Source organism: Streptomyces inhibens (genome assembly GCF_022221585.1).
Lineage (GTDB): Bacteria > Actinomycetota > Actinomycetes > Streptomycetales > Streptomycetaceae > Streptomyces > Streptomyces inhibens.
Window position 1 is genome coordinate 8,758,259 of sequence record NZ_CP084681.1, and the last position, 17,558, is coordinate 8,775,816.

The 17,558-nt window shown below is 66.6% G+C and carries 16 protein-coding genes and 2 pseudogenes; 12 read left to right on the plus strand and 6 right to left on the minus strand.

What is annotated here, in order from left to right; translation table 11 throughout:
- The first annotated feature begins 154 nt into the window (after positions 1-154).
- From gntA to KI385_RS39215, 5 genes are all read left to right on the plus strand, one after another.
- A complete protein-coding gene (gene gntA / locus KI385_RS39195; RefSeq protein WP_238576773.1) occupies positions 155-874 on the plus strand; it encodes a guanitoxin biosynthesis heme-dependent pre-guanitoxin N-hydroxylase GntA in 720 nt (239 codons plus the stop codon).
- A gap of 138 nt (positions 875-1,012) precedes the next feature.
- Entirely contained in the window at positions 1,013-1,561 is a 549-nt protein-coding gene (locus tag KI385_RS39200; RefSeq protein WP_238576774.1) for a site-specific integrase, read from the plus strand.
- Between the two features lie 136 nt (positions 1,562-1,697).
- Positions 1,698-4,559: an NACHT domain-containing protein gene (locus KI385_RS39205; RefSeq protein ID WP_238576775.1), complete on the plus strand. Its 2,862-nt coding sequence runs from the start codon at positions 1,698-1,700 to the stop codon at positions 4,557-4,559.
- Positions 4,560-4,741: 182 nt separating this feature from the next.
- A complete protein-coding gene (locus tag KI385_RS39210; protein WP_238576776.1) occupies positions 4,742-5,188 on the plus strand; it encodes a hypothetical protein in 447 nt (148 codons plus the stop codon).
- Positions 5,189-5,401: 213 nt separating this feature from the next.
- On the plus strand, positions 5,402-5,869 hold the full coding sequence (locus KI385_RS39215) for a hypothetical protein (protein ID WP_238576777.1): 468 nt from the start codon (positions 5,402-5,404) through the stop codon (positions 5,867-5,869).
- A gap of 99 nt (positions 5,870-5,968) precedes the next feature.
- Here the strand turns inward: KI385_RS39215 and KI385_RS39220 are convergent, their stop codons facing one another.
- Complete coding sequence (locus KI385_RS39220; protein ID WP_238576778.1) at positions 5,969-6,163, minus strand: hypothetical protein; 195 nt, start codon at positions 6,161-6,163, stop codon at positions 5,969-5,971.
- 142 nt (positions 6,164-6,305) lie between these two features.
- Here KI385_RS39220 and KI385_RS39225 point away from each other — a divergent pair, with 142 nt between their 5' ends.
- From KI385_RS39225 to KI385_RS39240, 4 genes are all read left to right on the plus strand, one after another.
- Positions 6,306-6,590: a hypothetical protein gene (locus tag KI385_RS39225; RefSeq protein ID WP_238576779.1), complete on the plus strand. Its 285-nt coding sequence runs from the start codon at positions 6,306-6,308 to the stop codon at positions 6,588-6,590.
- 91 nt (positions 6,591-6,681) lie between these two features.
- Positions 6,682-6,924 (plus strand): hypothetical protein, encoded by a 243-nt coding sequence (locus tag KI385_RS39230; protein ID WP_238576780.1) that lies wholly within the window; start codon positions 6,682-6,684, stop codon positions 6,922-6,924.
- Between the two features lie 97 nt (positions 6,925-7,021).
- Positions 7,022-7,621, plus strand: a complete 600-nt coding sequence (locus tag KI385_RS39235) for a hypothetical protein (RefSeq protein WP_238576781.1) — start codon at positions 7,022-7,024, stop codon at positions 7,619-7,621.
- 5 nt (positions 7,622-7,626) lie between these two features.
- Complete coding sequence (locus tag KI385_RS39240) at positions 7,627-8,184, plus strand: hypothetical protein (protein WP_238576782.1); 558 nt, start codon at positions 7,627-7,629, stop codon at positions 8,182-8,184.
- 45 nt (positions 8,185-8,229) lie between these two features.
- On the opposite strand, the gene KI385_RS39245 is transcribed toward KI385_RS39240, so the two are convergent.
- From KI385_RS39245 to KI385_RS39255, 3 genes and pseudogenes are all read right to left on the minus strand, one after another.
- Positions 8,230-8,577 carry a hypothetical protein gene (locus tag KI385_RS39245; protein WP_238576783.1) on the minus strand — a complete coding sequence of 116 codons (348 nt, stop codon included), beginning with the start codon at positions 8,575-8,577 and terminating at the stop codon, positions 8,230-8,232.
- Positions 8,578-8,719: 142 nt separating this feature from the next.
- Positions 8,720-9,957: pseudogene (locus KI385_RS39250) on the minus strand (IS701 family transposase).
- Between the two features lie 78 nt (positions 9,958-10,035).
- A complete protein-coding gene (locus KI385_RS39255) occupies positions 10,036-10,596 on the minus strand; it encodes a TetR family transcriptional regulator (protein ID WP_238576784.1) in 561 nt (186 codons plus the stop codon).
- Positions 10,597-10,679: 83 nt separating this feature from the next.
- Here KI385_RS39255 and KI385_RS39260 point away from each other — a divergent pair, with 83 nt between their 5' ends.
- The 3 genes from KI385_RS39260 (at position 10,680) to KI385_RS39270 (ending at position 15,553) form a co-directional block, all read left to right on the plus strand.
- Positions 10,680-11,534 carry a patatin-like phospholipase family protein gene (locus KI385_RS39260; protein WP_238576785.1) on the plus strand — a complete coding sequence of 285 codons (855 nt, stop codon included), beginning with the start codon at positions 10,680-10,682 and terminating at the stop codon, positions 11,532-11,534.
- Between the two features lie 406 nt (positions 11,535-11,940).
- A complete protein-coding gene (locus KI385_RS39265) occupies positions 11,941-13,842 on the plus strand; it encodes a LamG-like jellyroll fold domain-containing protein (RefSeq protein WP_238576786.1) in 1,902 nt (633 codons plus the stop codon).
- A gap of 40 nt (positions 13,843-13,882) precedes the next feature.
- Positions 13,883-15,553 (plus strand): PHP domain-containing protein, encoded by a 1,671-nt coding sequence (locus KI385_RS39270; protein WP_238576787.1) that lies wholly within the window; start codon positions 13,883-13,885, stop codon positions 15,551-15,553.
- Between the two features lie 92 nt (positions 15,554-15,645).
- On the opposite strand, the pseudogene KI385_RS44745 reads toward KI385_RS39270, so the two are convergent.
- Together KI385_RS44745 and KI385_RS44050 are read right to left on the minus strand one after the other, a co-directional pair.
- Positions 15,646-15,834 (minus strand): annotated as a pseudogene (locus tag KI385_RS44745) (formate dehydrogenase accessory sulfurtransferase FdhD); the annotation flags it as partial.
- A 316-nt stretch (positions 15,835-16,150) separates the two neighbouring features.
- Complete coding sequence (locus KI385_RS44050; protein WP_281066949.1) at positions 16,151-17,077, minus strand: 2'-5' RNA ligase family protein; 927 nt, start codon at positions 17,075-17,077, stop codon at positions 16,151-16,153.
- Positions 17,078-17,558: the final 481 nt, after the last annotated feature.

The following is a 17,558-nucleotide window of genomic DNA, read 5'->3' on the forward strand; positions in this document are numbered from 1 at the left end:
CTTGTGTCCGGTTTGCCCCTTGTCGTGCTGGCCTGCGCCCCTCACTGTCGATGTCGACAGCAGTTGATCAGCCAGGAGGCGGCACCTTGTTCTCGCGAGCAGAGCGGTACCGGTCCCGCGGTCGTGTCCTTCCGTGCGGACACCAGGGAGAGAGATGAACACACCGGACACAGCCATCCGTCTTGAACTTGAACAATTCATCCAGACCACGGAGTTCAGTTGCCTCGGTGCCCGCGCGGCACTGAGGAAGAACGCCATCACCCATGGGCACTACCGATGCCTGGGCGACGAGGAGTCGGCGCGGGCCACCTACCGCGACCTCCTGGCCTATGCCATCGAATTACCGCGAACGCTGTCGAGTCAGAGTTTCCGCACCTTTGTGGCGACATTCGATGAGCCCGGGATCGTCGACGAGCTCGCCTACGAGGAGCTCATATGGCAGCACCTTCAGTTCATGCATGACATCGACAGCCTTACCTACGGGCTCGAACGGGGCGCCACGTCCGACCCGACCCAGCCCAACTTCGGCTTTCACGCCGGCGGGCACGCCTTTTTCATCGTGGGCATGCACCCCGGCTCGTCGAGGGCCAGCCGCCGTTTCGTGAAGCCGGCCATCGCCTTCAATTCGCTCGCGCAGTTCATGCTTCTCGGTGAGAAGTTCTACTCGATGCAGGGCGCGATTCGTCGGCGCGAGGTGACGAACAACGGTTCGGTCAATCCGAGTTTTGTGGACTACGAGTACGAGCAGCCGGCGCGCCACTTCTCGGGCCGCTACACCGAAGATGACTGGAAATGCCCTTACGTACCACGGCACGAGCCACCCGCAGGGGGCACTGCCGGAGAACTCATGCACCCCCGGAGCGACGCGCGGTGAGGCAGGGGGGCGGGCGGTGGGACGGTTCTCGGCCCCGCCGGTCGGGCCCGTTCTGAGAGTGTGTGGCGACGGTCGGAGCTTTCGGAGCGGTAACAGGCGCCGTAGCACTGATGCGGTCTGTCAGTCCAGGCGACTACGGTGCTGCGCATGCTGACCCAACGTCCTGCTCTTGCCCCGGCCGATGCCCGCCTCCTGCTCGCCGAGTCGTCCACGGATCCCCTGGCGCATGTCGCCGTGGCCCTGTCGTTGGTCGCCGGCCTACGACCGGATGAGGTGGAAGACCTGCGCGTCACCGACTACGAACCGTCCGCACCGCGCTTGACCACGGGCGCGGAACGGGAGCCGCGCACCATCCAGATCGCGCCAACGGCCCGCCAGGCGCTGGATGCGTACCTTGCGGCGCAGAAGACCGATTCCGACCACTTTCTGCTGCCGCAGTTGCGGCGAGAGCGGGTCATGCGGATCGTGCGTAACACCGCGGTCTCCGCCGGGGTGACGGTCGGCATGTACGCCCTGCGGCAGGCGGCTATCCGGGCCGCCCTCGAAGGCGGGGCGCCGGTGGAGCATGTTCACGCGTACTTCGGGTTCAAGGAGAAGGACGCGCTGCCGGCGGTGGAGGAGTCGCCGTTGCCGGAAGGGTGGGATGCGGAGATCGCTGCGGTGCTGGAGGAGGCGTTCGTCAGCTGAGATGCGTCGAGCGGCTTCGGGAGCCGAGGGGCCAATCGCGTATCTGGAGCATGGCCGAGGGCCGCAAGTCCGGCGGTAGGTGAAGGATCATGGCGATCCTCTGACAAAACTGTGCGTCCAGGGCGATGATATGCGCGTGGACCCAGCCAGCAGCATCGCCACTGCACTCGCCGGACGCATCGCAGGAGAAGCTGTTCAACCTCTGCTGGGCCGAGCCCGGCGCGAGTTGGTCAAGCGCGGCGTCAAGAAACCGCGGGACGCCGCGAGCGTGCTGGCGAATCTCGGAGGCCCGCACCGGGGAAATCTCAGCACGCTGGGCCTGCTGGACGAGCTCCCCGCCGGCGTGACCGACACACAGATCAAGCACATCGTGCAACAGCCGACGTTCACCGCCCTGGCGCGTCAGCTGATCGCCATTCACCTCTGCACGGATGACCCCTGGCCGATCGGGGAGAGCCGGGAGGAGGCCGCACCGGACCGTCATGACGGGGTGTGGCGGGTGCAACGCGAACGTATCGAGGAGGCGCTCGGCATTTTGTTGTCCGAGTCCCTGGCCGGTACCGATGTCCACGCGCTCACCCCGTACCTCCGGGCGCTCTTCGCCGCTCTGGACCGTGGCTGCCGAGATGTCGCTGCCTCCATGAGACTCGCGCTGTCCGAGTCGGACGGAGGCTTCTCGTGGGCCGGGCACACCTTGGAGCTTGCCGCGATCGGCAGCGTGGAACGTCACTTGGCTGCGCTCCGGAAAAAGGAGCGAGCCTCAGCGGCGGAACGAGAGCGCTGGCAGCAGGAATACCTCGATGCGTTTCTGTACCGCAACGAGAAAATAGAGCTCCCGGACCTGGAACTGCGGACTCTTATTCCGTACCGCGAGATCTTTGTCGAGCCGGATGCCGCCATGCTGGAGATGGACGTGAGTGGCAGCTCGGACACCACGGGAACCAGGAACGTGGTTTCGCGCCTGCATTTCTCCGACCTGCTCGACGCCTTGGACCGTACGGTGATCCTCGGCGACCCTGGTGCCGGGAAGTCGACCGTGAGCCAGGTACTCGCCTGCCAATGGTGTGAACGTGGTAAGGGAGTGGCCTTTCTGCTCAAGGTACGGCAGATCCGGTTCAGTCGGGGCGGGGTCAACCTGGTCGAGGAGATCGAGCGCGCGCTGCGCGACTTTTACCAGAAACCGGCACCGCCCGGAATGGTCGAAGAACTCTTGCTCAACGGCTCGGCCCTGGTCATCTTCGACGGGCTGGACGAAGTGCCGACCACCGTCCGGGGCCGCGACGTGAGCGATGTGATCGAGACAGCCGGCAATGTCTACCCGCTGTCCCGCTTCGTGGTGACGTCTCGTCGACTGGGCTACTCTTCCGTCCGGCTCGATCAAGAGCTCTTCTGCGATTACATGCTACGACCCTTCAACGACGGCCAGGTGAAGGAGTACGTGGGAAAGTGGTTCGTCCGACGCGCCGGCGGTCGCGACGCGACGGTGGACCAGCTGGTGGAGAACTTCATGGAACACAGCAAGACGATCACCGATTTACGCCAGAACCCGTTGATGCTTGCGGTGATCTGTCTGCTGCACGCCGGTTATAACGAAATCCCGCGCAGTCGTCCCAAGATCTACAAAAAGTGCGTCGAACTACTCTTGCGCACCTGGGACTCGCACCGGGGGATCGGCGACCCGGTATGGGACATCGAAGCCTTCGAAGTGGTGCTCGCGGAGATCGCCTATCACACGCTTCTGACCCCCGAGTACCAGGACGGAATGACGGAAAGTCAGGTGCGCGAGGTGGCGGCCAAAAACCTGTTGCAGGAAGCCGTACCGGACCGTGCAACCGCGGTGCAGCTCGCGCGACGCATGATCGACCTGTGCCGCGGTCGCGCGTGGATGTTCACCGATGTGGTCGGAGGAATACCCGGCGAGGAACGCTACTCGTTCACGCATCAGAGCTTTCAAGAGTACTTCGCCGCCCAATACCTGGTGCGGCACGCCGACTCTCCCGAGCAGGTCGGGGACGAAATCACCCGCAATATTGCCTCGGGCCGACTTGAGATCCTTTCGCAGATCTGCCTGTCGCTGGCCAGCGGGAAGTTTCAGTACGGTGCCTCTCTGGTCTACCATCACTGCCTGGCCGCGAACTCCGGCTCGGCCGTGGACGACGCGGCGCTCGTCGAGTTCCTGGCGAAGAGCGCCGATATCGTCATGCTCAACGGGACCGCTCTTCAGCTGACCGCTGACCGTGTCGTCCAGTGCTTGACGAAGGGTACGCACGCCCAACTCGCGAAGCATCTGTTGCGCGCCGACTTCAGGCATGCGGATTCCATGCAAGGGATGGTCGCGCAAGCCTTTGTACGCCTCCGGGACGATCGCCCGTCCGAATTCGTGCGGATCATGCATACGACCCTCTGGGCATGGGAGAACTGTCTCCAGGAGGGCGTGATCGGCCTGACAGGTGAAGTCGGCTTTGCCGGTTGGCTGAGCCGGCTCTTCGAGGGTGGGCTGTACTACCTGCGCGGCGGCGGAGAATCGTGCACCGCCATGTGGCTCATGCGCCGGCTCGCCGACCCGGCCACCGACCAACCGACGCGCGATCGGTGTGCTCGGATCCTTGAGCAGCTCGCCGCGCTTACCCCTGACGACATCGTTCCGGAGGACGCACCCACTCCTCCCTACGCCCTCTTCAAAGGCAGTGAGCGGAGCAGTCGCACCGTTTCCACGGCGTTGCTGAGGTCTCCGCGCTACTCGGTTGACGCGAGGGCCGGTTTGGCGTACCTCACCATGGCATTCTGCGAATTGATGGTGCAGAACCAACCAGGTGTGATCGCGGAATCCCACTCGGTGCTGAATGACTTCATGAGAGCGCGGACCCTGCGGCAGCCCGCACGCCTGCCGGAGGGGGTCAGTCATCTGCCGAGGAAAGATCAGGAACGCATCAGAAGCTGGGCCGCAGGCGACATTGACTTCTTCGAATGGGCCGACGAGAGCGTAGCTGTCTCGTAGTCGCCAGGCGGCAGGCCATCGACTCTTTGCCCCGCACCTTCAGGGCGTGGGGCGTTGTGCTGTGCCTGCTCAACTCCCGTTGTAAATGATCCAGTTGGCAATGTAACTATTCTCGCGGCTCGTGCGTCTGACTCGTGAAAAGGTCATCACGCTCCCCCCCCACAACTTCATAAGGAGAACTCATGCGGAAGACCCTGGTCTTAGCTGCGGCCCTCGCGGTGAGCGCGTGTGCGCTCGCCGCCCCGCCCACTCAGGCGGCGACGATCACCACGAAGGGCATCGGGTGGAAGCTGGCCACCCAACTGGGCGTCACCAGCCTCAGCCCCAGCCGTCAGTACACGATCACCTTCGCCACGGCCGCCATGAAGACCCGCTACACGCCCTATCTGACGGCTGCCGTATCCCAGATCAACGCGGCCCGCGTTCACCTGAAGATCGGTGGCGTCGAGACCGTCGACCCCAGCAAGTGCGGCCCGGTCGGCCACATCCAGATCATGGAGATGTACCGGCCTATGGGCCGCGGCGGCTACAGCCAGGGCATGCCCTGCCCCAACCCGCCGAAGGGCGTCAAATTCGCCAGGCCGTCACATCGGCGTAGTGGAAGCGCAGTTGAGCGACTTGTGCACTGAGCGCTAACGACATGCTAGCGGGACCTTGGGACCCCGATCTCACGTCATGGCAACGCCCCTGGAGGAGCGGGTGCCGTTCCTCGGGCAACTTGATTGAAGCGCGGGCCGAACATGCCGTCGCCAAACCGGGCAAGATCATTACGGGTAGGGTGATCACGCTCGTACATGTCGCGGGTATGACATGCAGACACTGCACAACAGGGGGATATTTACGTGAAAAGCTCTATTCGAAGCGCCACCATAGGCGCAGCCGTCTCGGCCGTGGCCCTCACCGGTCTCGCCGTGGCGCCCGCCGCTCACGCCACCACCGTCAAGTGTGATGTTGACAAGATCGGGACCAGCTTCCACCCGGTCTGCGGTCGCCGCACCGATGACGGAGACCCCGGCGGTGTCTCAGGTAGCGTGGAGGTTTACTTGAAGAGCGTCCCTGATATGCGAGCCTTTGCGATTTTTGATGCCAACGGTGAGAAGTTCGACGCCATCAACTACCTGCACCGCCCGATGAGATTCGTACTGCAGTGGAAGGACGGCTCCGGAAGGATCCACACCGCAGTGGACAGGGTTCTCGATGATGGTGAACGCCAGTCCTGGAACCTGTCGCTGCCTGAGGGTGTTCGGGTCTGTATCGCCACCGGTGACTCCATCCTGGGGCACGCAGGTATGACCACTCTCCGCGCCTGAAGTAATTTAACGCCCTGTCAGTCTCCGGATCGGCGGGGCGTCGTCATGCCCTCCGGTGTCACGGTGAGGCGTGCAGCGTCACTGTCGGCGCCCCCGCGCTCAGTCCTCGGCCGGCGGCCGACGCGCTAGGTTCCCCGCCAGATGCCGCGCCGCATACGCCCCCTCGCCGTCACCCGCGGCCAGCAGCTGCAGCAACTCCACCGCCGCCCTGGCCTCCCGCAGCGTCAGCAACGGCAGGCACTGCTCGTTCAGATCCACCACGCCGTCGACCGGGCCGAGTAGGCGGTCATCCATGTCGCTCATGATCAGGGCAACGGGTCGCCCACCCGCACGGTTACGGACCGACGATCGGACTATGCCAGCGGCATATGCGCAGGGAGCGTACTGGCCAGTGCGCTAGCGTCCATTGCGACGCAATCCGCATCTGGAGGGTGGCATGAGCACCGAGCCGTGGACCATCGAAACCATCTGCGAAACCCTCGGCAGCCCCGTCCTCTCCCAGCGCTTCCTCGGTGAGATCAACAAGGCTCCGGTCGACCAGTTGGTCCCCGTCTTCGGAAAGTGGGAAGGCATCGCCAAGTGTGTCCTGGCCGCCGAAGCGCGCGGCCGGGAGCTCGCAGCCGCTGACGCCCGCGGTGAGGAACTCCCCGGCGAGTGGGTCGACCGCACCGAGTGGGTCATGCAGGAAGCCGCCAGGATCCGGGCCCGGGGCGCCGCCTGATCCAAAGAAGGTGGTAACTGTCTGTCGCTGATCCGATACTCTGCCTAACGCCGACCTCACCAACGGCGGGCAGACCCGCAGGAGGTCGGCGTTGTACAGGCTCATCTACGACCCCGGCATCGAAGCTACGCAAGACCAGCTTCCGCCGGCCGCGTCCGCAGCCCTCACCATCGCCCTCGAAGTCGACTGCCACGACCCCATCGGCGACACACTTCCCCGCGGCTTGGCCGAAGAGTGGAACCGCGAAGTACACACCGCCGGAGCCATCGCCCTGAGCTTCGTCAGCCATGCACAAAAGACCGTGGCCGTACTAGAGATCATCCCCCTCGCCTGAGTCGCGCAACGGTGGGCCCCGTCCGATTCCTCAGGCGGGACCACGTTCGCGCTCAGTGGCCGATACCCTCCCGCCACGCACGTCATCAAGGGGGAGTATGGACGAGGGGAAAGCGACCCTCATCGTCGGCATCATGGCCGCTGCGAGCGCCGTTCTCGCCTTCTTCGGCGGCAAAATGGGCGCCAAGATCGGCGCTGACGCACTCCGAGAACAGGTCGCAGACCAGGCCCAGCACGAATACGCCCACTGGGTCCGCCAAGAACGACGACAGATCTTCGGTGAGACAATCCGCGCCTACGGCCAGCTCGCGCAAACACTCACCAAACTCAGGATCGCCATCCGCGACGACGAGTCCACCGACCAACTGATCGAGGCAGCGGTGGAAGAGCGAGCCCTGCTGCACATCAGCTGCTACAACACCCGCCTACTCGGCCCCGCATCGGTGCATGAAGCCGCAGTCCAACTGTCTTCGGCTGCGGAAGTGGGCGTTGAGGAGCACAAGCTTGTGGCGTTCCACGCAGTGCACGGGAACGCGACCCAGCTCAGCGATGCCCGCCGCCGTTTGGCAGCCGCCCGAAGCGAAATGGGTGACAGCCTCACGTCGTTCACCCGGGCCAGCCGTGAAGTCCTGCTCGAACCACCGACCTCCGAACCGACCGGCTCCGAGCCGACGCCCGCGCGAACCAGCGAGGAATAGTGATCATGGATGAAGGCAAGGCGGCCCTCTACGCCGCCATCATCGGATTCGCCGCAGCCATCATCGGCGCCGCAGTCGGAGGCTGGGCCAGCTGGCGAGCAGCACGACACAGCGCCGACGCAGCCATCCGAGCAGCCGTCGAACAGGTCAAAGGGCAAGCGAAGAATGAGCACGCCCACTGGATTCGGCAAGAACGGCTACACGTCTACCGGATCGTCCTCCAAGCCTGCACCGACTTCATGACTGCAGTCCATCAGTTCGAAACCCGAGTGCGAGCCGGCAGAAATGCTGACGAACTGCATCAACTCCTGGACCAACGCCTCCGTGACGTCGAACTCTCCACCAGCTCGCTCCACCTCTTAGGGCCGTCCGCAGTGCATGCCGCAGCATTGCGCCTGCTCGCAGAGGTCGACTCGACCGTGGGCGCCTTGAGAGGGTGGGAACACCTCAGAAACAACACGGAAGCGGCACACGATCTCCGATGCCGCAAAGCACTAGCCACTCAGGCCGCTCTCGCGTTCACCGATGAATGCTGGAGCGTCGTCGGAACCGCCGGCGACTAACTCAGGCTGGTGCGGTCCACTGCAGGGGCTTTCGAGCATGCCCGCTCAGACCGTCACCGCATCCTCCCGCGGGAACACTGCCGGGCACTGCCGGCAGATCAACGACCGCGTCCACCGCTCCCGCGCCTCCTCCGCCGCAGACGACCGCCGCGACAGCCAGAAGCCGATACCGCCCCCACCGGCCAGCAGTAGAACACCCGCGGCCACGGCGCCGCTCACCAGCAGAAGCACGCCCAACACGACCGCACCAACAGGCAGCAGCCACTGCGCGGTGTACTCGGCCGGCTGCGCGTACTTGCGTTTCGCTTCAGCATCCTGCGACAACGACCGCCAATACTCCGGAAGATCCAAAACCTGCTTGTGATCCTTACAGCGCGGACACGCGAGCGCCATGAACTCCCCCTCGTCAGAAGAGAGACAGCCTGCCAGCGGAGGTGGAAGTTCAGCAGGGCGCAAAGGCGCCAACAAGGGGCGTGCGGGACAACGACCGGCTGATCCAAACGAAAGTGCCTAGTACTCCAGCGGTAGATCGTGATCACGCTAGGGCAGCGGCCTGGCGGCGGTAGTGGCTTGCTTGGGATCGGGCCTGGTGGCGGCGTCTCCAGTGGGACCAGCGGAGCCGGTGGGCCGTGTCGTGGACGCGCTGAGCGAGGAGGGTGATGAACAGGCGCGCGATCTCGTTGGAGGTAAGCGGGATCAGGTTGTCCGGTCCGGAGTCGCGGGAGTGTTCGTCGGCGCGGACGACGGCGAGGAAGGCGTGGGCGAGCATGGCGAGGGTGACCCAGCGGGACCAGGACGTTTAGCGGCGGACCTGGTGCTCGTCCAGTCCGGCCAGGCCCTTTCCGGACTGGAACGTCTCCTCGACCCGCCACCGTGATCCCGCACCCGCACCAGGGTCGTCAGCGGCACTGGCTGAGGCGAGTAGCAGCGGTAGTAGGCGAGTTCGCCGGTGGTGCGGTTGCGACGGATCAGCAGGTGCCGGAAGCCGGGGTGTGGGTCGGGCAGGTCGATGACCGCCCAGTCGTAGAAGCGTTGCCCCTCGGCTCCGGTCCCGGCGGACAGCTTCTGCCAGGCCCGCTTGGGGATCTTCTTGGCCAGAGAGTCCGCGCGGAACTTCCCGGCACGGGTGGCTACTTCGTAGGTGCGCGCTACCGCGAGCACGTAGCCGGTACCGCGTTCCTCCAGGGCGGTACGCAGTTTCGGGTTGCCGCCGTAGACCTCATCGCCAGCCACCCAGAAGGCGTGGTGGCCGGCATCCAGGAAACGGGTGATCATGCGGGCGGCCAGTTCGGGTTTGGTCGCGAACGCGGTGTCCGGGTCGAGTCCGGCCGCCTGGCAGCGGTCGGGCTGGTTGGTCCACGAACGCGGGATGTACAGCTCCCGGTCCACTGCGGCGTGTCCGCGTCGGCCTGCGTAGACCAGGTAGACGGCGACTTGGGAGTTTTCGATTCTCCCCGCTGTGCCGGTGTACTGGCGCTGGACGCCGACCGTATGGCTGCCCTTCTTCACGTCGCCGGTCTCATCGACCACGAGTACCGCCTGCTCGTCGTGTAGGTGCTCGGTCACGTAATCGCGCAGGTCGTCTCGGACGGCGTCGGCGTCCCACTTGGCCCGGTTCAGCAGGTGCTGCATGCCGTCCGGGGTGGCCTCCCCGGCCCACTCAGCGATGGTCCAGCAGTTCTTGCGGGGCAGATCCGAGAGCATGCCGAGCACCAACCGCCTTATCCGCCGACGGGGTTCGACCCGCGAGAACCGGCCCGCGATCCGGTCCATCAGGGCCTCGAATGCCTCCTGGCAGCGGGCAGAGTCTGCGCCGTGACCTGCGGTCACCACGTGATCGTTTGTCTTCATTCAATGCCGCAGGAGTTCGCAGAAGCGGTCCAGGGCGCGGTCGGTGCGGCGGCGGTCGCCTGTGGTCGTGAGATCGAACAGGAGGCCCCGGATGACGGCCATGACCAGCGTGGGAGTAACAGTGTCGTCAGGGCTGGTGGCGATGTCGCCGAACGTGGCGCCGAGGGTGTTGAACCAGTCCGTGATCGCCTCGGCCCGGTCCGGGTAGTTCTCGGGGTGAGCCAGGCCGTCGGCGTGCACCTCGAAGAACAGCCGCACGAACGGGGCGCGCTCCGGTGCGCTGATCCAGGCCCAGATGCCGCGCAGTCGTTCCTCCGGAGAGGCTGCCTCCGCCGGGAGGTTCTCAGCCAACCGTGTCGCACCGCGGCGGCGAGCCTCGGCAAGGACGGCAGATACCAACTCCTGCTTGCTGCCGAAGTCATAGAGCAGCATCCGCGGGCTGGTATCGAGAGCTGCGGCCAACGGCCGCAGGCTCAAACCGGCCAGGCCGTGCGCCAGCACGTAATCGGTCGCCCGCGCCAGCGTGGCCTCCCGTCGGGCGGGATCTGCGGGTCGCCCCACGGTGGATCATCCTCTCCGTACTGCTGATCTGAGCGTGCATCAGTATATGGTACGACTGTTTCAATAATGGGAGGGAGGCAGTCATGTACACGCTCGACCGGGCACTCGCACTGGGCGCCGGAGGCCCCGTTGGTGCGGCCTGGATGGCCGGACTGGCCTGCGGACTGCGTCGCGGCGGGGTGGATCTCAGCGAGGCCGATCTGATCGTCGGCACCTCGACCGGCGCGATCATCGGCGCAGTGCTGGCCACCGGTCAGGACCCCAGCCGGCTCGCCACTCCTGTGCGCCCCGCCGACTCCGACGGCACCCCGCCCCAGGTGGACGGGCGCCGACTGGGCGAGGCGTTCGCCGTGCTCGGCAATGCCGCCTCGAACCCAGCCGAGGCGCGGCGCCGAGTGGGCCGGATCGCGCTCGCCGCCGAGACCGGCCCCGAGCAGGCACATATCGCCCGGATGCGCGCCATGGCCGACGCAGACCAGTGGCCGGACCGGAAGCTGCTCATTACTGTGCTGGACGCTGAGACCGGCGAGCAGGAGGTCTTCGACCGTGCCAGTGGCGCACCGCTGCCCTCTGCCGTGGCGGCAAGCACGGCCTTCCCGGGCATCTACCCACCGATCACTATCAATGGCCGCCGATACATGGACGGTTCCCTGCGGTCGGCGACCAACGCCGGACTCGCGGCCGGAGCCCGCACGCTCGTCGTGATCGACCCACAAGCGCACCTGTTCCCCCGCGAGTTGCTCCACCAGGAGCTGGCGGTCGCCGGGGCGCACACAGTGGTAACCATCGAGCCCGATCCGGCATCAATACGCGCATTCGGCTCAGACCTCAACGACCGCACGGCCTGGGAACCGGCCTACCAGGCGGGTCTTCGCCAAGCCACCGATGCCGCAGAGCAGCTCCACCTCGCATGGGAGACCGGATCCGACACGGACTGAGCGCCGCCCGGCCCCGGCCCTACTGACAGCTGATTCGCGACCAGCCACCAACCGCCAGCAGACCGTGCGGTCGTCAAGATCACGATCTACCGCTGGAGTATTAGGGCCCGCAGAGAAATAACGTGGTGGTTTCCATCCTCGCGAACTGCGGTGTCAAGAGCCGGAGCCGACAACTTGTTTCTCTGCGGGTCCTTAGGCGGACGCGGCCCGCCTGTCCGCAGATTGAGCGGGCCGGACGGCCCCCGCCGCTGCGCGCACACCGGCCGTGCGCCCCGGGGCACCGGCGCTTTTCTGCCAACTCGTTCACGCAGTCTTCGCCAAGAGATCGTCGCCCGGGCCCCGTTGTGCACGAGTTCTTCGCCTAGCGTGCTCACCGATCACCCGACGAACGCCCGCGGAGACATCCATGTGCAGTCCGCTCCACGAGCCCGACAGCTCCCTCCCGGCCGGTGCCAGCCGTCGTACGTTCCTTCGTGCCACCGGACTCACGGGTGCCGCCGCAGCCGCCGCGACCGGGGGGCTCGCCACCGCCGCGCCCGCCGCTGCCCTGCCCCGGCAGAATACTGCCGACAACGTTGCCAGCCGGCGTCCCGACCCCGACAGCCCCCGATTCACGCTCGTCGTCATGCCGGACACCCAGTACCTCTTCGACGGCGCCAGCATCAATGCCGCGCCCGTCGAGGCATCCCTGCGCTACATCCTCGACCACGGACGCGACGAGAACATCGCCTTCCTGTCCCATCTGGGCGACCTCACAGAGCACGGACTCCAGGAGGAATTCGAGCCGCTGAGCGAGGCTTTCGCGCTTCTCGACCGGCGGCGCGTCGGCTACAGCGTCCTGGCGGGCAACCATGACGTCAACTCGTCGACCGACGACCAGCGCGGCTCCACCCCCTACCTGGACGCCTTCGGCCCGCGGCGCCTGCGCACGCTGCCCACCTTCGGCGGAGCGACGCCCGACGGCTACAACACGTACCACCTGTTCCGCGCCGCAGGCCGTGAGTGGCTGGTCCTTGCCCTCGACTGGCGGCCGTCCGCCGCCGGACTCGCCTGGGCCCGGGACGTCATCAAGAAGCACCCGAAGGCGCCGGTCATCCTCACCACGCACGAGATCGTGTACGCCGACCGGTACGGCGACGAGGCCGACTTCTCGGAGCACGGCAAGCACCTGTGGGACGAGCTGATCGCCGGGAACGACCAGATCTTCCTCACCCTCAACGGTCACTACTGGCCGGCCGCCCGCACAACGCGCAAGAACGCGGCGGGCCACGACGTGCATCTGCACATCACCAACTACCAGAACCGCTACTACGGCGGCAGCGCGATGATCCGCCTCTACCGCTTCGACCTCGCCAGGAACACCATCGACGTGGAGACCATCTCCCCGTGGATCCTCGGCCGCGCGGGTGAGGACCTCAATGAGCTGGAGCGCCGCGAGATCGAGCTGACCGGGCCGCAGGACAGGTTCTCCGTGCCCCTGGACTTCGAGAAGCGTTTCGCAGGCTTCGCGCCCGCCGCCCCGCGCGGCCCCCGTCCCGCCGCGAAGATGCTGGTGCCCGGCACCATCGCGTACTGGCGGTTCGACGGCTCGCACCACGACGGCGCCCCGGCCGACCCCGCCCTGCGCGTCCCCGACCTGTCCGGTCAGGGCAACCACCTGACCCGGGAGCCCGTACCCGGCTCTCCGACGGATGCCCTGCGCTGGTCCGGCGCCCACCACCCCGACCAGCCGGGTCACGGCAGCCTTTACTTCGACGGGGGCAAGCCCCCGCTGCACGGTGCGTATCTGCAGACCGCCAAGGACGCCCCGCTCAACAGCAAGACCTTCCGCGCCGGCTACACCATCGAAGCCTTCCTCAAGCTCCCCGCCGACTGGGACGCCGGCCACCACGCCTGGGGATCGATCCTCAGCCGCCGCGGCACCCTCGGCGCTGCCGGAAAGGCCGTCGGCGACCCGGAAGAGCCCGTCGCCACCCTGTCCCTGTCCGACGGCCCGGGCCCCCAGTGGGCGGCCGCGCCGCTGAACCAGCCCGGCCTGGTCACCAACTGGGGCCATGAGCTGGAGCGCGGCATCTGGTGGCATGTCGCTGTCGTCAACGACGGCAGGCACACCACCCTGTACGTCGACGGCTGCCGGGTCGCCCGCAACCCCGCGACCCGCACCAACGGGCTCGCCACGCTCGGCCTGCCCTGGCTGCTCGGCGCCTACGAGTACGGCGGCACCCTCGACCAGCTGATGCACGGCTGGCTCGGCGACATCAGGATCGCCGAACGCGCTCTGCCCGTAAGCGACTTCATGAATGCCTGACCGACCGCACCGTCAGCACCACCCCTCAAGGAGACACCCCATGGCGAGACCTCATCAGCCCCTGCCGATCTGGGCGGACCCCGATGTGCCGGTCGGCTCCCTCGACCCGCAAGGAGTCTCGCGGCGCGGACTGCTGCGCCGCGCAGGCCTGTTCGGCTCGGCCTTCGCCGGAGGCGCCCTGCTCGCGCCGACCACGGCCGAGGCGCACACCGCAGACTTCGGGGACCCGAACCTCGCCTATCTCGTAGGCGACCACCATGTGCACTCGGTCTACAGCCACGATGCGAAGTACACCTTCTCCCAGCTGGCACAGGCCGCCTCCCGGTACGGCCTCGACTGGATGGTCCTCACTGAGCACAGCAACTTCGGACACGCCAGGGCCGGCGGCGCCGAGGCCGAGCACCAAGAGATCCTCAAAGCCCGCCACGACAACAAGCGCATGCTGATCTTCCAGGGCCTTGAGTGGTACATCCCCGGTGCCGAGCACTGCACCGTCTTCTCGCCGCCCGGACGCCATGAGGTCGAACTGCTGACGCGCTTCGAGGAGGCGTACGACGGCAAACTCCTCGGCTACACCGCGGGCGCACCGGGTCACCCCGACACCCCGCGCAACGAGGCCCACGCCGTCAAGGCCCTCAAGTGGCTCGACCAGCAGCGCCGCAGCGGCTACGTCGACGACGTCCTCGTCCTTGCCAACCACCCGCTGCGCCTGGGCATCGACTCCCCGCACGAGATGCGCGCCTGGCGCGACGCAGCTCCCGAGATCATGATCGGCATGGAGGGCGCGCCCGGCGCCCAGGCTGACGCCATACCGGGGCGCGGGGCGACCAATCGCCGCGGCGAGTACGTGAACTCCCCGTCCGAGCACTCCTGGCCCGGCTATCCGCGCGAGGCCTATCTGACGTACGGCGGCTTCGACTGGGCGACCGCGACGGTCGGTGGCCTCTGGGACGCCATGCTCGCCGAGGGCAAGCTCTTCTCGGTCACCTCCAACTCCGATGTGCACCGGGTCGCGTTCGACACCTGGAAGAACGGCGACTGGCTGCCCGGCCAGAACTTCGACAACACCGGACGGCTCCCGGACCCGGTCAACACCACGGAGCCGCAGCCCGGCAGTGACTTCTGGCCCGGCCAGTTCAGCCGTACGCACGTCGGCGTCACACGCTACGGCTACCGGCACGTGATGGCCGGTCTGCGGGCGGGCCGCGTCTGGGTCGACCACGGCCAGCTCGTCGACGGCATCGACGTCCGAGTGAACAGGGAGCACGGCATCGGCCGCGGTGTCACCCTCGGCGGCCGTCTGCGGGTGCGCAGGGGCGAGAAGATCGTCCTCAATGTCACCGTGACCACCGCCTCACGCCCCAACCACCACGGCGAAGTGCCGCGCCTGGCCCACCTCGATGTGATCCGCGGCGCCGTCTGCGGCCCGGTCGCCGACCGCGACGCATGGCGCGCACCCGACACCCGGGTCGTACACACCGCCGATGTCTCGGGGCGCACGGGCCGCTACACCCTGAGCATCCCGCTGGGCAGGGCCGAGGAGTCGTCCTATCTGCGGCTGCGCGGCAGCGACGGCAAGCGCAACGGCCCCGGACTGCTGGGTGCCGCGATCGATCCGCACGGCCCGATCACGCACGAGCCGGGCGACGGTGACCCGTGGGTGGACACCTGGCTCTACACCAACCCGGTCTTCGTGGACGTCGTGCGCTGACCGGTCACGGGAAGGCCCCGGCCGGCGCAGGGGGCGCTTCCCGCCGGCCGGGACCGTATCCCGTGCAGCGGGGGCGCCGCAGACCTCGGTGCTCAGGGCGATGCACTCGTCGCCGCGTACACGTTCATTTTGGCGCCGCCAATCTGGCGCCGCGCAGAAAGCCGAATCAGGGTCAGGCCCGTCTCGGCGGCCAGGTCGACGGCGAGCGAGGACGGCGCGGATACCGCGGCCAGGACGGGGATTCCGGCCATCACCGCCGTCTGCGCCAGCTCGAACGACGCCCCTCTGCACCAACTGCCCACTCATAAAGGACAGTTGGCGGACGAATTCACCTGTGTGGCGCCCCGCCGGCCTACGGAGGTGCGGCCACCCCTGCGACCACCAGCCCGCGACACGTACAAAAGGCCGTTTCCGCAGTTTCTGCGGAAACGGCCTCCGAACCCGTGAAACTTGCGGTCGGGGCGAGACGGGCACCGACTCCTCCCGCCTCGCCAGCACGCGGGCCCGGGCCGAGGAACCTGCCAAGGTGGGCTGACTGGCGCCTCCATGCTGGTCCGCTGCCCATTGCGGCGGACCACGGCCAAGCTCACGGCCCGTTCATTCACGGAGTGCGAACGACGCGCGCCATTGCCACTTGGCGCCGTCATGCGCCATGAGGTCAACTGACGAGACCCGGGACGTGAAGGGGAGTTTGCTGAGAAGGTCGGTCTCAATCTCATCCAGGACAGCATCGTCCTGACCGTCAGCGATGGTCAGGTGGGGCACGACCTCGGTGAACTTGCCCCCATAGGGAGGGGCCTCGGGCCACCGGTCAGCGACCATCTCAGTGAGCCGCCGCAATTGCGTATCTGGCACAGGAGCGAGATACAGCACCTCCGGAAACCGTCCACAGCTCTCAAATTGCAGGTCAAAGGCACGATGTTTGCCGAGCGCGTCAGCGAGAGCCGAGCAAACACACGAATCTGTTCGACTCTCGTCGAGGAACGGGAAGAGCACAGTGACGTGTGCCGGAACCCCTGCTCGGGCCGACGGATCGAACCGTCCACGCCATGCGCGGACTGCCGGCTCGGCGTCCGGGATCCTGACGATGAGTCCCGTCTGACCCGCCGAGGAGCCGAGGAGCTGCTCCAGCGCCGGCACGAAGTCACCGGACGTCAGACCGTGCAGGTAGAGCAACGGCAGCACTTCCACGATCTTCGGGGACTTGCGGCACCACGGCGGCAGGATCACCGAGGAGAACCGCTTGCGCTCCCCGGTCGCCCCGTCGACACACTTGTCGTTCACGCGCGGTACCCGCGCCTCGACCGTCCCGGCCGCGGTGGTGACCGACCTGGACTGGTGGTAGCCGTTGCGCACAACGAGGCAGCGACCGGAGCGGTTCCGTTCACCGGCAAACTCGGCTATGTAACTGTTGACTTCCGCCTCCAGGGCGGCGGCCAGCAACCGCCTCGCGCCCTCACGGACGATCTTGTCGACCAGAGATCCGTCTCGCGTGGAGCTGTCCTCGTTGACTACGGTAAGCACCGGCGTGCCTTCCCGACCGACGCGCCAACGTCGACCTCATGCTCGATGACCAATCGATCGATTCCCTCGGGAAGGTACGCCCACTTCCCTCAGGCCGATCGCCTCCGAGCAATTGTCAAGAGTTGTGGATCGGGTGATGTGTGATCAGACTGCGGTGGCTTCCTCCGTGCGTTCGACCAGGGCGTTGTTCTCGAACCTCGCGCCGGAGCGGACCAGCGCGACCAGGTGGGCCCCGGTGATCGCCCGCCAGCGTTCCTGGGCTTTGGATCGCGTACCAGATGTTCCCGGAGGGCCCCTTCACCTGGCACCAGACCCGGACCTTGCCGCCCGCCCGAACATAGCCCAGCCTCTGGGAAGAGTCGCTGGGCTTCGTGTAGAAGGGGGTCTTGTCGAACGCCGTCAACTCGATGTAGCCAGCGCGGGAGGCCGAGGCGCGGGCATCCGCGTGGTCGTCCGCGCGGGCCACGGGCGACAGCACTAC

Bases quoted from the DNA above. Each gene is read 5' to 3' on its own strand.
- KI385_RS39240 (WP_238576782.1), top strand. From the start codon at position 7,627: ATGGATGAAGGCAAGGCGGCCCTCTACGCCGCCATCATCGGATTCGCC.
- KI385_RS39260 (WP_238576785.1), top strand. From the start codon at position 10,680: ATGTACACGCTCGACCGGGCACTCGCACTGGGCGCCGGAGGCCCCGTT.
- KI385_RS39225 (WP_238576779.1), top strand. From the start codon at position 6,306: ATGAGCACCGAGCCGTGGACCATCGAAACCATCTGCGAAACCCTCGGC.
- gntA (WP_238576773.1), top strand. From the start codon at position 155: ATGAACACACCGGACACAGCCATCCGTCTTGAACTTGAACAATTCATC.
- KI385_RS39220 (WP_238576778.1), bottom strand. From the start codon at position 6,163: ATGGATGACCGCCTACTCGGCCCGGTCGACGGCGTGGTGGATCTGAAC.
- KI385_RS39265 (WP_238576786.1), top strand. From the start codon at position 11,941: ATGTGCAGTCCGCTCCACGAGCCCGACAGCTCCCTCCCGGCCGGTGCC.
- KI385_RS39245 (WP_238576783.1), bottom strand. From the start codon at position 8,577: ATGGCGCTCGCGTGTCCGCGCTGTAAGGATCACAAGCAGGTTTTGGAT.
- KI385_RS39210 (WP_238576776.1), top strand. From the start codon at position 4,742: ATGCGGAAGACCCTGGTCTTAGCTGCGGCCCTCGCGGTGAGCGCGTGT.
- KI385_RS39235 (WP_238576781.1), top strand. From the start codon at position 7,022: ATGGACGAGGGGAAAGCGACCCTCATCGTCGGCATCATGGCCGCTGCG.
- KI385_RS39270 (WP_238576787.1), top strand. From the start codon at position 13,883: ATGGCGAGACCTCATCAGCCCCTGCCGATCTGGGCGGACCCCGATGTG.